At 65.4% G+C, this 14,021-nt stretch carries 13 protein-coding genes; 5 read left to right on the top strand and 8 right to left on the bottom strand.

Annotation, left to right across the window (positions count from 1 at the left end; translation table 11 throughout):
* Nucleotides 1-8 precede the first annotated feature (8 nt).
* Nucleotides 9-1,754 carry an aa3-type cytochrome oxidase subunit I gene (gene ctaD, locus PGN27_RS23100; RefSeq protein WP_335328830.1) on the bottom strand — a complete coding sequence of 582 codons (1,746 nt, stop codon included), beginning with the start codon at nucleotides 1,752-1,754 and terminating at the stop codon, nucleotides 9-11.
* 174 nt (nucleotides 1,755-1,928) lie between these two features.
* Between ctaD and PGN27_RS23095 the strand changes: the two genes are divergently transcribed.
* The 3 genes from PGN27_RS23095 to PGN27_RS23085 all read left to right on the top strand — a co-directional run bounded on the left by PGN27_RS23095 (nucleotide 1,929) and on the right by PGN27_RS23085 (nucleotide 4,521).
* Nucleotides 1,929-3,011, top strand: coding sequence for an iron-siderophore ABC transporter substrate-binding protein (locus tag PGN27_RS23095; protein WP_335328209.1), 1,083 nt, complete (start codon nucleotides 1,929-1,931; stop codon nucleotides 3,009-3,011).
* A 10-nt stretch (nucleotides 3,012-3,021) separates the two neighbouring features.
* Complete coding sequence (locus tag PGN27_RS23090; protein WP_335328208.1) at nucleotides 3,022-3,297, top strand: YciI family protein; 276 nt, start codon at nucleotides 3,022-3,024, stop codon at nucleotides 3,295-3,297.
* Nucleotides 3,298-3,474: 177 nt separating this feature from the next.
* Complete coding sequence (locus PGN27_RS23085; RefSeq protein WP_335328206.1) at nucleotides 3,475-4,521, top strand: NAD(P)-dependent alcohol dehydrogenase; 1,047 nt, start codon at nucleotides 3,475-3,477, stop codon at nucleotides 4,519-4,521.
* A gap of 78 nt (nucleotides 4,522-4,599) precedes the next feature.
* On the opposite strand, the gene PGN27_RS23080 is transcribed toward PGN27_RS23085, so the two are convergent.
* A complete protein-coding gene (locus PGN27_RS23080) occupies nucleotides 4,600-6,390 on the bottom strand; it encodes a hypothetical protein (protein WP_335328205.1) in 1,791 nt (596 codons plus the stop codon).
* Nucleotides 6,391-6,559: 169 nt separating this feature from the next.
* On the opposite strand from PGN27_RS23080, the gene PGN27_RS23075 reads away from it, so the two are divergent.
* Entirely contained in the window at nucleotides 6,560-7,369 is an 810-nt protein-coding gene (locus tag PGN27_RS23075; RefSeq protein ID WP_335328204.1) for a DUF6498-containing protein, read from the top strand.
* A 422-nt stretch (nucleotides 7,370-7,791) separates the two neighbouring features.
* Here PGN27_RS23075 and PGN27_RS23070 read toward each other — a convergent pair whose 3' ends face one another.
* The 5 genes from PGN27_RS23070 to PGN27_RS23050 are packed head-to-tail and all read right to left on the bottom strand — an operon-like array spanning nucleotide 7,792 to nucleotide 12,833.
* Entirely contained in the window at nucleotides 7,792-8,121 is a 330-nt protein-coding gene (locus PGN27_RS23070; protein WP_335328203.1) for a DUF3349 domain-containing protein, read from the bottom strand.
* On the bottom strand, nucleotides 8,118-9,107 hold the full coding sequence (locus PGN27_RS23065; RefSeq protein WP_335328202.1) for an FAD binding domain-containing protein: 990 nt from the start codon (nucleotides 9,105-9,107) through the stop codon (nucleotides 8,118-8,120). Before PGN27_RS23065 ends, PGN27_RS23070 begins: the two co-directional genes overlap by 4 nt.
* The gene (locus tag PGN27_RS23060; protein ID WP_335328201.1) at nucleotides 9,104-9,613 is read right to left on the bottom strand and encodes a (2Fe-2S)-binding protein; all 510 of its coding nucleotides are present in this window, start codon (nucleotides 9,611-9,613) and stop codon (nucleotides 9,104-9,106) included. Before PGN27_RS23060 ends, PGN27_RS23065 begins: the two co-directional genes overlap by 4 nt.
* A complete protein-coding gene (locus PGN27_RS23055) occupies nucleotides 9,610-11,790 on the bottom strand; it encodes a xanthine dehydrogenase family protein molybdopterin-binding subunit (protein ID WP_335328200.1) in 2,181 nt (726 codons plus the stop codon). Before PGN27_RS23055 ends, PGN27_RS23060 begins: the two co-directional genes overlap by 4 nt.
* Nucleotides 11,787-12,833, bottom strand: coding sequence for a cupin domain-containing protein (locus PGN27_RS23050; RefSeq protein WP_335328199.1), 1,047 nt, complete (start codon nucleotides 12,831-12,833; stop codon nucleotides 11,787-11,789). Before PGN27_RS23050 ends, PGN27_RS23055 begins: the two co-directional genes overlap by 4 nt.
* Nucleotides 12,834-13,011: 178 nt before the next feature.
* Between PGN27_RS23050 and PGN27_RS23045 the strand changes: the two genes are divergently transcribed.
* Complete coding sequence (locus PGN27_RS23045) at nucleotides 13,012-13,665, top strand: response regulator (RefSeq protein WP_335328198.1); 654 nt, start codon at nucleotides 13,012-13,014, stop codon at nucleotides 13,663-13,665.
* Here PGN27_RS23045 and PGN27_RS23040 read toward each other — a convergent pair.
* A complete protein-coding gene (locus tag PGN27_RS23040; protein WP_335328197.1) occupies nucleotides 13,662-14,009 on the bottom strand; it encodes a response regulator in 348 nt (115 codons plus the stop codon). The two genes, PGN27_RS23045 and PGN27_RS23040, sit on opposite strands and share 4 nt — an antisense overlap.
* Nucleotides 14,010-14,021 lie beyond the last annotated feature (12 nt).

The following is a 14,021-nucleotide window of genomic DNA, read 5'->3' as shown; positions in this document are numbered from 1 at the left end:
CTATCGGGTCAGCTGCGAACTTCTACGTCGTCGATCCGGGTGACATCGCCGTCGTCGGGTCCGTGTGCCCGGCCGATGTGCGCCTCGGCGCGCATCCGCTCGACCATGTGCGGGTAGTGCAGCTCGAACGCGGGACGCTCCGACCGGATACGCGGCAGCTCGGTGAAGTTGTGCCGCGGCGGCGGGCACGAGGTGGCCCACTCCAGCGAGTTTCCGTAACCCCACGGGTCGTCGACCACGACGGGCTCACCGTAGCGCCAGCTCTTGAAGACGTTCCAGACGAACGGCAGCGTCGAGATGCCGAGCACGAAGGCACCGATGGTGGAGATGACGTTCAGCGTCGTGAAGCCGTCGCTGGGCAGGTAGTCCGCGTAGCGACGCGGCATGCCCTCGTCACCGACCCAGTGCTGCACCAGGAAGGTCAGGTGGAAGCCGATGAAGGTCAGCCAGAAATGCAGCTTGCCGAGTCGCTCGTCGAGCAGGCGGCCCGTCATCTTCGGGAACCAGAAGTAGATGCCCGCGTAGGTGGCGAACACGATGGTGCCGAAGAGCACGTAGTGGAAGTGCGCGATGACGAAGTAGGAATCTGTCACGTGGAAGTCCAGCGGCGGGCTGGCCAGCAGCACACCGGACAGACCACCGAGCAGGAAGGTGATCAGGAAGCCCACCGAGAACAGCATCGGCGTCTCGAAGGTCAGCTGCCCCTTCCACATGGTGCCGATCCAGTTGAAGAACTTGATACCCGTCGGCACGGCGATCAGGAACGTCATGAAGGAGAAAAACGGGAGCAGCACCGCGCCGGTGGCGTACATGTGGTGCGCCCACACCGCGACCGACAGCGCCGCGATACCCAGCGTCGCGTAGATCAGGGTGGTGTAACCGAAGATCGGCTTGCGGCTGAACACCGGGAAGATCTCCGAGACGATGCCGAAGAACGGCAGCGCGATGATGTACACCTCGGGGTGGCCGAAGAACCAGAACAGGTGCTGCCACAACAGCACACCGCCGTTGGCCGGGTCGTAGATGTGCGCGCCGAGGTGACGATCGGCGGCGAGGCCGAACAGCGCCGCGGTCAGCAGCGGGAAGGCGAGCAGCACCAGGATCGAGGTCACCAGGATGTTCCAGGTGAAGATCGGCATCCGGAACATGGTCATACCGGGGGCGCGCATGCAGACCACGGTGGTGATCATGTTGACGCCACCGAGGATGGTGCCGAGACCACCGACGGCCAGGCCCATGATCCACAGGTCGCCACCGGCACCCGGGGAATGGATGGCATCGGTCAGCGGGGAGTACGCGGTCCAGCCGAAGTCGGCGGCACCGCCGGGGGTGATGAAACCACCCATGGCGATCAGCGCACCGAACAGGAACAGCCAGAACGAGAAGGCGTTCAGTCGCGGGAAGGCGACGTCGGGGGCGCCGATCTGCAGCGGCAGCACCAGGTTGGCGAAGCCGAACACGATCGGGGTGGCGTAGAACAGCAGCATCACCGTGCCGTGCATGGTGAACAGCTGGTTGAACTGCTCATTGGACAGGAACTGCAGTCCCGGCATGGCGAGTTCGGTGCGCATCAGCAGCGCCATCAGGCCGCCGACGAAGAAGAACATGAAGCAGACGACGCAGTACATCATCCCGATCAGCTTGTGATCGGTCGTCGTGATCAGCTTGTAGATCAGGTTGCCCTTGGGCCCCATGCGCTCCGGGAACGGACGCCGTGCCTCGAGTTCTCCGATTGGGGGCGCTTCGGCTACCAACAGATCCTCCAAAAAAGTCGACGGGTCAGATCCCGGCACTGTTATGTCCGTGATCTTATCCCCATCCCGGTCGGCTGCGACATGGGTGTCCTACAAAGTGTCGTATTCGCTTGTCGAGGCCCTCGCAGCGCGGGTCGCGCCGGGCCGGTCGCCGACATTGATACCGTCGGCGGCGTGCTGTTCCCCTCTGCGCGCACAGGCCTGATCGCCGCGGGTGCCGCCGCCACATTGGTCCTGCTGACCGGCTGCGGAGGCGGCGACGCAACCCGCACCCCCGGCCCAGACGCCCCCATCACGAGCACCACCCGGATCGCCAGTGCCGGCGTGCTCGGTAACCAGCGCAAACCGGACGAATCGTGCGCTGCCGAGCCGGCCGCCACCGGACCCGGTGCCGTCGAGGCGGTCCGTCCGGTGCGCAACGCTGCGCCACAGGACGCCACGGCCCCCGGCGTACCGGCGGTCACCGAGGTGCGCGGGGACCCACAACGACTCGTCGCCCTCGCTCCCGGTCAGCTCGACGCCTTGTGCGCGCTCGGACTGCAGGGTCGCGTGGTCGGCACCGCGGTGCCCCAGCCCTCCTATCTGGGCACCGTTCTGCACAATGCACCGCCCATCGCCGACATCCAGGCAGCGCGCGGCGCGAATCCCGATCTGATCCTCGCCTCGGCCGGCCACGGCCTGGAGGGTTTCGGCGCACTCAGCGCGATCGCGCCGACGGTGTTCACCGGCCCCGCCCAGGACTGGCAGGCGACCCTGCGGACTGTTGCCGCGGCATCCGGTCGTTCCGGGGCGGCCGATGCGATCCTCGGCGACTTCCGACGCATGGCCGAGGAGGCGGGCCGAGGCAACGACGCCACCCATTTCCAGGCCTCGATCGTGCAGTTCACCGAGAACACCGTCCGTGTCTACGGCACCGCCAACTTCCCGGCGTCGGTGTTGGCCGAGGTCGGTGTGGATCGCCCTGCCGCACAACGCTTCACCGACCGCCCCTATATCGAGATCGACATCAGCGATCTCTCCGACGACACCGATCTGTCGGCGGCGGACGGCGATATCGTCTACCTGTCCTTCGACTCGCCGGCGGCCAAGGATCATGCGCCGCGGGTTCTCGACAGCGCGGCCTGGCGGAAGTTGTCGGCCAATCGAGACGACCGGGTGTTCGCGGTCAACAACGAGGTGTGGCAGACCGGGCAGGGTGTCGTCGCCGCACGCGGCATCATCGACGACCTACGCTGGCTCAACGCGCCCATCAACTAGTCTTTGCGACGTGTTCCATGTCCTCAACATCGCCTATCTGCAACCCCTCGACGTCATCGATCAAAGCCGTCCGGCACACCTGGAGTGGTTGCGGGGTGAGGTCGAGGGCGGCCGGATCCTGCTGGCCGGCAGGCTGGAATCGCAGGACGGCGCCGTGCTGGTCGCCGCGGACATGTCAGCCGAGGAGGCCGACGCCATCGCCGCCGCCGACCCCTACACCCTGGCCGGGGTCGCCCGGTATGACCGGGTCAGTTTCAACGCGGGATTCCGGGCGCCCGGTCTTTGACCGGATTCTTTGACCGAATTCACAGCTGCCGGCGGGACTAGACCAGGCACCCGGGTCGTTGTCACCCTGCGAGGGCACTTCTCGGTGCCCGCTTGTGCTGAGTTCACTACTGTCGGGTGAAGATGCACGAATTCGCACGTGACCATATGAAAAGACGCATGTGAAGAGGATGAATCGATGACCACAACTGTTTCCGCCTACGCCGCCACCTCCGCGACAGATCCGCTGACCAAGACCACCATCGAGCGCCGTGACGTCGGCCCGCACGATGTGGCGTTCGACATCAAGTTCGCCGGCATCTGTCACAGCGACATCCACACCGCCAAGGCCGAGTGGGGCACCCCCAGCTACCCGCTCGTCGTCGGTCACGAGATCGCCGGAGTGGTCACCGAGGTCGGCTCGGAGGTCACCAAGTACAAGGTCGGCGACCACGTCGGCGTCGGCTGCATGGTGAACTCCTGCCAGAACTGCGAGAACTGTGCGGCGGGCCTGGAGCAGTACTGCCTCGGCACCGGCATGATCGGCACCTACGGCGCCACCGACCGGGACGGCACCATCACCCAGGGCGGTTACAGCCAGGCGATCGTCGTTGACGAGAAGTTCGTCCTGCGCATCCCGGACAGCATCCCGCTGGACAAGGCCGCTCCCCTGTTGTGCGCGGGCATCACGCTGTTCTCCCCGCTCAAGCACTGGAACGCCGGCCCCGGCAAGAATGTCGCCATCATCGGCCTCGGCGGCCTCGGCCACATGGGCGTCAAGCTGGCCCACGCCATGGGCGCCAAGGTGACCGTTCTCAGCCAGTCGCTCAAGAAGATGGAAGACGGCCTGCGACTCGGTGCCGACGAGTACTACGCCACCAGTGACCCCGACACGTTCAGCAAGCTGGCCGGCAAGTTCGACCTGATCCTCAATACCGTGTCGGCCAACCTCGACCTCGGTCAGTACCTGGCTCTGCTCAAGATCGATGGCACCCTGGTCGAGCTGGGTGCGCCCGAGCATCCGCTCGAGGTGCCGTTCTTTCCGCTGGCCGGTGGCCGTCGCAGCATCTCCGGATCGATGATCGGCGGTATCCCGGAGACCCAGGAGATGCTCGATTTCTGCGCCGAGCACGGCGTCACCCCGGAGATCGAGGTCATCGAGGCCTCCTACATCAACGAGGCGTGGGACCGCGTGATCTCCAGCGATGTGCGGTACCGGTTCGTGATCGACACCGCCACGATCTAGTGCTTCCGCCGAGCCACCCCGCCGATGTCGACGTCGGCGGGGTGCTTGCTGTTTCCGATGTGGTCCGGCTGATCGAGATCACATGCTCAACATCAGATTTCGGGCTGCCGGCCCACGCGCCGCCACGGTCGCCGTCACGGGCATCGGCTCGAACTCGGCCGACCGCACGGGCACGGCTGAGCCGATCACCGACCCACGTGTGGGCCCGGCCGGGGTCGGCAGCTCCAGCACCTGGCCCGGGTCGCCATAGATGCCGGCGCACTCCGCACCGGCGCACCGGCCGGTGAGCGGATCGATCCGGCCGTCGAGGATGTCCTTCGCCCAGCCGTCGATGATCACCTGCGCCGCCGCCTGGTTCTGCGCCGTCGGGAAGCCCTGGTAGAGGTGCGAGATGAACTGGATGAGCCAGGAGCCGCCGTCCATGGAGTCCAGGTGCTTGCCGTTCTCCAGCACGATGCCGTTGAAGGTCCCCGGCCGATGCTGGTTGAGGGCCTCATCCACCCGGCGAGGCTCCTTGGGGGCCCCGAGTTCCATGACGGGAACGTAGCTGCCGACCCCGTCCAGTTTGACCAGCGCATCGGAAAGCACACTGCCCTGCGGTGCCGCGTCGAGCAGGATCACCCCGGCCAGGTGGCTGGTTTCCCCGCCTGCGGTGATGGCGTCGGCGTAGTAACCCGCGGCACCCGCCACCAGATTGCCGCCCAGCGAATGCCCGACCAACGCGAACCGGTCCGGCAGAGTGGCCTCGGCCCCGTATCGCTCGGCGAAGCCGGCGGCAATTGCACTGGCGGTCAAGGCTTCCCGGTCACCGAGAAGCAGTGCAGCCGTGGCCCGCAGCGCCTCGTCGCTGCCCAGCCAGAATCCGTCCTCGACGTTGCGATTCGAGGTCAGCGTCGGCACCACGACGATGCTGTTGGTGCTTTCGGCAAGGTTCGCCGCCGTGTAGCTGTACATCGCTCCGACACCGAGAAAGCCGTGCTGCAGGTAGATGATCCGCTGCGGCGGCTCGTCGCCCGCGGGGTAATACCAATGGGCGGGCACCGTGTGCTGGCCGTCGATCGCCAAGGTCGATGTCCGCACCGTCACAGTACTGCCGCGCGGGACGACCGGCGGTCCGGCGATGAATGTCACTGCCACTCCGACGAAGTCGAAGACGAACGACGCGATGATGTCCAGCAGCGACCGCTGCGGCGCCGCCACTGCCGAACTCACCGTCGCGGAGGTGATGGCCGCCGCCGGCGATGCTGCGGCGGGCGCCACGTTCGGGGTCCACACGTGGGTTGCGACGTTGGTGTCATCGCCATGTGGTGTCACGGCGGCGGACTCGACCGCGGCCGACTCTTCGGTGCCGGAACCCTCGTTGGCCGCGGAGGCGTCCTCCCCGATCTCGGAAGTTGCCAGGTTCTCGACGATCGGCTCGACGACCTCGCTCTCCGATCCCGACGTCTCGAGCACACTCTTCATGTCCTCGACGAGTACGTCGTCTTCGGTGCGCGCGCCGCCGCCGACACCGGCGGATACCTCGTCTTCGCCCTGTTCGTCACCGCTGCCCAACTCGACACCGTCATCGAGCTCATCGTCGGCGTCCACGTCGTTGCTGAAGACATCGTCGAGCCCGGCACCGTCGTCGGTGTCGTCGGTGTCGTCGTTGGCGTCCGTGTCACTATCCGATGCCTTCTCGGACGCAGGTGCAGGCGCATCGTGCGAACTATCTGCACGTGTCCGGTCGCCATCGGAAGAGCTCGTCGATGAGTCTGACGAGGAGTCGGCGCCGGTGTCCGCGCTGGCCACGTCGGCTCCGGCGATCATCGCGGCGGAAACCCCCGCTGCGACCACACCAGCACCCATCCACGCCGAAATATGCGACACGCTGCCTCCAAGGACGACCGGTTTGACAACCGTCAAGCTAGCGCTTTTTGACGCATGTGTAGACACTTCTCCGAAACTGTTCGCCCGCGGTCGACGGCTCCCCCGTCGCATCGATCGTCAGTTCCGCCTAATCGCACTTTTGGGTTGCCTGCGTGCGACGATTTGCGACGTGATCCGCGTCGTACACCTGGTCTCCATGCTGGGGGTGATCGCAGTGCCCGTGTTCGGGTGGTTCACCCAGAACTGGTCCGGTGCGACCACGTTGGCGGTGTACTGGTTCGAGACGGTGGCCGCCGCGCTCTTCATCCTGGCCCGGATCGCACTGCACCAGCGCTGGTCACCCAAGCGCGGGCACTTCGACTACAACGCACCCGGCCACGAGGATGGACGTTATCGCTACACGGTCAACGGGCGGCGGCGCAGCGCCAAGCCGTTGTCGACCTACATGTCGAGCTTCGCGGTCATCAGCCTGAGCTTCTCCGCGGTGCACGGCGTCTTCCTGGGTGCGGTGCTGCTGTTGCTCAACCACAACGGTGTCGGCCACCTCGTTCAGGTCGATTGGCGCAGCGTCGGCCTCGGCTGCCTGTCGGTGTTCGCCTTCATGACAGTGGACTTCCTGGTGGATCTGACCCAGCTGCGCGCCTGGCCGTTCCGACAGCTTGAGCAGATCGGCAGTCAAGTCCTCGGTCGCGTCATGGTCGTGCACATGACGCTGTTGATCGGATTTCTGGCCATCGCCATCAGCGATGCACCCGACGCCTTCTTCGGGGTGTTCGTCGTCCTGAAGACGATGGCACAGTTGAGTTCCGCACTGCCGCAATGGAAACCCACACGGCCACCCGCGTGGCTGAGCAACCTTCTCGATCGTGTCCCGAATGTCCACCCCGGCAAGAAGTTCGATGACTTCTGGGCCGACGAGCAGAGCGAGGAGCGGCAGCGCGTAGCGGCCAACGAACTACCGTGGCAACCCCACCCGTAACGCGTGAGGAGCCGGCTCACTGTTCAGTTGTCAAGGTGCAGCGCAGCACTGCTCACGCTGGAGACGACAGATCGGTCACGACATACCTGGCACCCATCAACGAAAACTGGACCGGGCATGCATCCTCTTCCGGCGGTGAAGCGCGCGAGATCATGCACCAGCGCCTGCGGGAAAACTGGAATGGATGGCGTCTACCCCTGGACCCACCCTTTCAAAGTGTTGCCAAAACACGCCCATAGGGCTATACGGTTCAGGCCAACCCTCGTCAGGGGTCGTCGAACCTTCCCGACGGCTCATGACCGCCGAGACGGGCTCACCGAAAAAGCGGGAGCACCTTCGCGTCGAACTTGTGTTCGACATTACGCCGGAAATCGAAGGCGCGCAAGCACAATCTCACAGATGTCTGCGGCTGTGCTGCGCCACTACGCGGAAGGACTCTGGCTGAAATCCGCCAGTGGCCAGCCCGCCGCTGCCAGTCGCGCCGCCACCCGCGCGACATTCTCGGGCCCGGGGTCGTGGTGGGTCTTTTCGGCGATGAACATCTCGATCTCCTCGCGGGTGATCGGATCGTCGTTGTCGGCGGGGGCGGCAGCCTCGGCGATGTTGAACACCACCTCTTTGATCTCCTCATCGGTCAGCGGCGTGCTACGCAACAGCGCGAGCAACGGCACCCGGTCGGGGCCGGGAACGCCATCGGGATAACCGGCACGCAACCAGTTCAGCACCGACGCCATCAACGATGAGACACTCATCGATCGAGTGTATCGACGGCCCGCCGCAACGCCCGCACCACACTGTTACGGACAAGTCTGATCTTTAATCCGTTCTGCGCCAGCGGCTCAGCACCGACAACCAGCGCATCGGCCGCCGCGCCGAACGCGGTATCCGAGGGCAGTACGCCGATCAACTGCCGTTCCGCGGCTGCCACCCGCCAAGGAGTGGCGGCCACCCCACCGAGCGCCACGGCGGCCGAGGTGATCTTCCCGTCGACGAGCTGCACTCCGGCGGCCACCGACACCAGGGCGAACGCATAGCTGTGCCGGTCGCGCACCTTCAGGTACCAACTGTGCCGGGCGTACGGTGACGGCGGAAGCTCGACACCGGTGATCAGTTCACCTTCGCCCACCACGTTGTCGCGTTCAGGGTGATCGCCGGGCAGCACGAAGAAGTCGGCGATCGCGATCGTCCGCCGGCCGGCCGCACCCTGCACGTGCACGTGCGCATCGAGTGCCGCGAGCGCGACCGCCATATCGGAGGGGTGCACAGCCACACACGCTGCACTGGCACCGAAGAGTGCATGCTCACGATTGAAGCCCGTACGGGCCGCACATCCGCTGCCGACAATTCGCTTGTTGCACTGGGTGGACGACGTGTCCATGAAATACGGACAGCGGGTGCGCTGCATCAGATTGCCGCCGACGGTGGCCATATTGCGGATCTGGGTCGTGGCGCCGGAGAGGATGGCCTGCGCGAGCATCGGGTACTCACGCCGGATGTGCCGGTGGTTGGCAACGGCACTATTGGTCGCCCCGGCACCGATCAGGACACCGCCGTCCGCCGTGGTGGTGATCGAACGCAGATCCAGCCGGCCGATGTCGACCAGCACCGGCGGCGCCTCCACACCGAGTTTCATCAGGTCGAGCAGGTTGGTGCCACCGGCGTAGTAGCGGCCACCGTCGGCACCACGGCGCACCGCGTCGTCGACGGTCTGCGCGTGGGCGAAGTCGAAGGTCCTCACCGGGCGACCTCCTTGATGGCGGCGAGAATGTTGGCGTAGGCACCACAGCGACAGATGTTGCCCGCCATGCGTTCCCGGATCTCGTCGTCGGACAGTTCTTTCGGCCCTTGGGTGAGGTTGCATCGTGCGCCGACGAAGCTGGCCGCGGACAGATCCCCGCGCGCATGCTCACGCAGCAGTGCACGCGCCGAGATGATCTGACCCGGTGTGCAGTAACCGCATTGGAAGCCGTCATGTGCGACGAAAGCCCGCTGCACACAATCCAATTCATCACCTGATTCGATGGTCTCGACGGTTGAGCCGCTGATGGAGACCGCCAGAGTCAGGCAGCCCAGCACCCGCTCACCGTCGACGGTCACCGTGCAGGCACCGCACAGCCCGTGGTCGCACCCCTTCTTGGTGCCGGTCAGGCCCAATTCTTCCCGCAGCAGATCCAACAGGGTGGTGCGGACATCGACATCTAGCTGTCGCGGCGTCGCGTTGATCGTCAGCTCGAGCTCGGTCATGGCTGTCCCTCCAGCAGCGACTCCACCGTGATCGGCAGGTCGTGTATCCGTTTACCGGTGGCGTGATGGATCGCGTTGGCGATCGCGGCGGGTACCCCGCAGGTCCCGATCTCACCGATCCCACGGACCCCGACCGGATCGAGGCCGTAGTCCGGGGTGTCGACGAAGGCGATGTCGAAATCGGGGATGTCGGCATGGGTGGGCACGTAGTACTCACCGAGCGGAACGCCCGAGTTCTCGTCGAAGGGCACCTGTTCCAGCAGTGCCATACCCAGCCCGAAGATGATGCCGCCCATCACCTGATTGGTGGCCAACTTCGGATTGAGCACCCGCCCACAGTCCATCACCGCGGTCCACCTTGTGACGCTGGCTCGCCCGATCTCCTCGTCGACCTCGACTTCGCAGAAATGGGCGCCGAACGACTGCGACAGCGGGCCTGTGCCGGCCGGCCCCTCGCTGGCGACCGTGAAGTTCAGTCGGTCGACCAGCCCCGGGGTGGCCGCGAGAACAGCGCACAACTCCGATGCGGATGTGACCGGACGGCCGAGTCGTCGGCGCCACTGTCGCCCGGCAAGGTCGACCGCGGAACCGACGGTGGCGGTCGTCTGGGACGCACCGCTGTAGGGGGCATCGGCAAAAGCCGAATCCCCGGAGTCGAAGCTCACCGCGTCCAGTGGGAGCCCGGTCGCATCGGCAGCGATCTGCGTCATCACCGTGCGCACTCCGGTACCGATCTCGTGGGTGGCTGAGGCAAACCGGACGTGACCATCGGCCGTGGTGGTGACGCGGCAGCCGGCGGGCATCCGTCGTCCCGGATAGCTTGCCGTGGCCATCCCCCAACCGACCTGGACACCGTTGCGCTGCATTGCCCTCGGGATGGGTGACCGTTGCGCCCAGCCGAAACGCTCGGCACCCAGTCGATAGCAATCGCGGAGATGCTTGCCCGACCACGGGCGCCCGGTCGGCTGGTCGGTATCCGGATCGTTGGCCATGCGCAACGCCACCGGGTCGACACCGAGCGAGTCCGCCAGTTCGTCCATGCCGACTTCGAGCGCGAACAGGCCGGGTGCCTCGCCCGGTCCACGCATGAAACACGGTGTCGGGGCGTTGATCCTGGCCACGGTGTGCGATACCGCCATGCGTGGCGAATGGTAGAGGAAACGCGCCGACAGACCGACCGGCTCACAAAAATGGGCCACCGTGGAGGTTTCGGTGACCGTATGTTGTTCGGTGCTCAGCAGGGTGCCGTCGTCACTGGCCACCAGCGTCAATCGCTGCTCGGTGCGCGGGCGATGACCGGTGGAGGTGAACATCTGGCCGCGGGTCAGAACCAGCTTCACCGGGCGGCTCACCTCCTTGGCGGCGACGGCGCACAACACGACGTGCATCCACAGAAAGCTCTTGGAACCGAACGCTCCGCCCACCAACGGCGAAAGGATGCGGACCCGTTCCTCGTCGATGCCCAGGTAGGCCGCCAGCACCCGCCGTTCACCGGTGATCCAGCGGGTGGCGTCGTGCACCGTGAGGTCCTCGCCGTCCCACGACGCGATGGTGGCGGCGAGCTCTATCGGATAGTGGGTGTTGACCGGGGTGGTGAACCTGCCCGCCACCCGGACGCCGGAGGGTTCCGCGACCGGCCCTCGGTGTTCCTGCAACTTCTCCTCATCGAGTTTGACGAAGTGGTCGGGACGATATGTGCCGTGCCGGATCTGGCCGTCCTTCTCGTCGGGAGGCACCGGTTGCGCAATCACTGTCGCGGCGTTGAGCTGGGCAGGGGCTTCGATGTAGGTGAAATCCATCAGTGCCGCGGCCGCAACGGCGTCCTGCAAGGTCTCGGCCACCACCACCGCCAGGTGCTGACCGACATGTTGAACGGTCAGATCCGACAAGGGCGGACGCCGCTCCAGCGGGAGGTCCCAGGTGAGGTCCTCTGGTAACACGTGCAGCGGCGGACAGTTCAACGGTGTTAGGACGTGCAACACGCCGGGTGCCGCGGCGGCACGCGCCGCGGCGGCCGCCACGGACTCGGCCGTCACCGTCGCGTGCGCCACGTCCGATTGCACCAGCACGGCATGGACCAGACCGAGGATCTGGTGATCGGCGGTGTAACGCGCAGTCCCGGTGACCTTTTCGCGCCCCTCGACCCTGTCGATGGGACGACCGATCTGCGCGGTCACCTGTCCAGGGGATTGCTGCGCGGCACGATCAGCGGGTCGGCGGTGGTGCGGGGAAAGTCCGGCAGATCGTCGATGTGGGTGTCGAACGCGGCGGCCAGCACGGATCGGGAGTACGCGCTCACCGAGGCCTTGTACCCGATATCGGCGGGGAACGGCTGATCGAAGAAGATCAGGAAGTGCCACTCGTCGACACCGATGTTCTCGATGTGATGTGGGTATGCGCGCGGAATGAAGTAGACGTCACCGGCCGTGAGGTTCCAGGTGTCCAGTGTCCCATCGGGATTCATCACCGTCATCCGGGCCTCACCACTCTGGACGTATCCCATCTCGGCGGTCACGGGATGCCAGTGCGGCTCACGCATGCCATCCTCGCCGACCCGAAGCGAATACATCGACATGTCCTTCAGCGCAGGCCAGAACTGGTCCCTGGCAAAGCGGGCATTGCCGTAGGCGTAGGTGAGCCCTGGCGGCTGGGCCTCGATGTCGAAACGGTGCGGATCTTTGAAATAGGTACTCGGCGGGACATTGGGCTCGCCCACCACCGCGGCCAGGGTGCGGTCCCGGGTGTCACGGTGGATCTTGGCCATATCCGCTGCCGGCAGATCGTAGGTGTTGCCCAGCACCGCGTCAGTGAAGGCACCCATGGTGGCCCCGAATCCGAAGTCCTCCGGCCGCTCGTTGCGGAAGGCGATGATGAATTCGCACGGCTCGGCGCCGATGTTCTCGATGTGATGCAGTGCGCCGGAATCGATGTGGAACATCTGTCCGGCCGTCACGACGAAGCTGGCGAATCGGCTGCCGTTGTCCAGCACGGACACCAGCGCGGTACCGGCGACACAGTAGGTCAGTTCGTTGGCGTTGGCATGCCAGTGCGGCGTGCGCATGACACCCGGGTTGAGCACGAGCCGCTTGATGGAGAGATTCTTCAGAATCGGAAAGCTGTCGGCGGTCACGCGGTGGATCGATCCGAGCTCACTGCGTTCGACGTCATCACTGTCGAGCAGCGAGATGCGGTGGGTTTCGGGACGCGATGCGGTGGTCATGAACGTCAGCATGCTCCTCGTCGGCCACCCGGTCGACGAAGTTGACCTGCATTGGCGGCAACGGATTTCCCGACACGGAAGTACCGGTTAGCCCCCATGTTCGGTCGTCCGGCCGGTGCGGGGAGCCATCGAGTGCGACAATATCGCCGCGCCGAACGGGCCAGGCAGAAGGGACGGCATGAGCACATTGCGAGTAGTCATCGCCGACGACGATGTACTACTGCGGGAGGGGCTCGCCAGCCTGCTGCAACGCGAGGGTTTCGAGGTCGCCGGCCAGGCTGGGGATGCCACCGAGTTGTTGACGCTGGTCGAGAAGGAACAACCGCATCTCGTACTGGTGGACATCCGGATGCCGCCCAACCATGATGCCGAAGGCTTGGACGCGGCCCGCACCATCCGGGAACGCTCACCGGATACCGCGATCCTGGTGCTGTCGGCTCATGTCGACGTCGACCATGCCATGGAGCTCCTGGCCGGTGGTCGCAGCATCGGGTATCTGCTGAAAAGCCGGGTGACCGACGTGTCCGATTTCGTGGACACGGTGCGCCGCATAGCGAACGGCGCATCCGTCGTCGACCCGGCGCTGGTCGCCGAACTGGTGTCGGCACGACGGCGCGATGATCCGCTTGCCGCGCTGAGTGCCCGCGAGCGCGAGGTGTTGACGCTGATGGCCGAGGGGTTGTCCAACGCCGGCATCGGCCGCCGGTTGTGGGTCACCGAGGGAACCGTCGAAAAGCACGTGCGCAGCATCCTCACCAAACTGGATCTACCCGAAACCGGTGACGATCATCGCCGCGTGCGGGCCGTGATCATGTTCCTGGAATCGCGTTAACGATCGATCAGTTCGCGGATCCGATCCGGTGAAAGGGTCAGCTTGGGCAGAAACCCAAGGGCGGGACTGGCCACGATCAGGTCGGCGAAATCCTGCTCGTCGTGGGTCGAGGTGAGGATCACCGCTACCCCGTCGAGTTGCCTGGCCACGTCGAAACCACTGTCGGTGCCCAGATCGACATCCACCAGTGCGATATCGGGACGCAACTGAGCGGTCAGACGCACTGCCTCGTCCGCGCAGCCGGCGGTACCCACGACCTCGAAACCCCCACGTTCCAACATGCTGCGCGCGGCAGCACAGAATGCGGCACTATCGTCGACGATCAAACAGCGTGCGGCATCCATGACTCCAGGGTG

This window comes from Mycolicibacterium neoaurum, assembly GCF_036946495.1.
GTDB lineage: Bacteria > Actinomycetota > Actinomycetes > Mycobacteriales > Mycobacteriaceae > Mycobacterium > Mycobacterium neoaurum_B.
Note: the sequence above shows the minus strand (reverse complement) of the source record. Positions and strands in the feature narration are given on the sequence as shown.

What these genes read in the sequence shown, in the direction of transcription:
- PGN27_RS23050 (WP_335328199.1), bottom strand. Translation starts at nt 12,833, where the DNA reads ATGACCACCGCATCGCGTCCCGAAACCCACCGCATCTCGCTGCTCGAC.
- PGN27_RS23040 (WP_335328197.1), bottom strand. Translation starts at nt 14,009, where the DNA reads ATGGATGCCGCACGCTGTTTGATCGTCGACGATAGTGCCGCATTCTGT.
- PGN27_RS23085 (WP_335328206.1), top strand. Translation starts at nt 3,475, where the DNA reads ATGACCACAACTGTTTCCGCCTACGCCGCCACCTCCGCGACAGATCCG.
- PGN27_RS23060 (WP_335328201.1), bottom strand. Translation starts at nt 9,613, where the DNA reads ATGACCGAGCTCGAGCTGACGATCAACGCGACGCCGCGACAGCTAGAT.
- PGN27_RS23045 (WP_335328198.1), top strand. Translation starts at nt 13,012, where the DNA reads ATGAGCACATTGCGAGTAGTCATCGCCGACGACGATGTACTACTGCGG.
- PGN27_RS23070 (WP_335328203.1), bottom strand. Translation starts at nt 8,121, where the DNA reads ATGAGTGTCTCATCGTTGATGGCGTCGGTGCTGAACTGGTTGCGTGCC.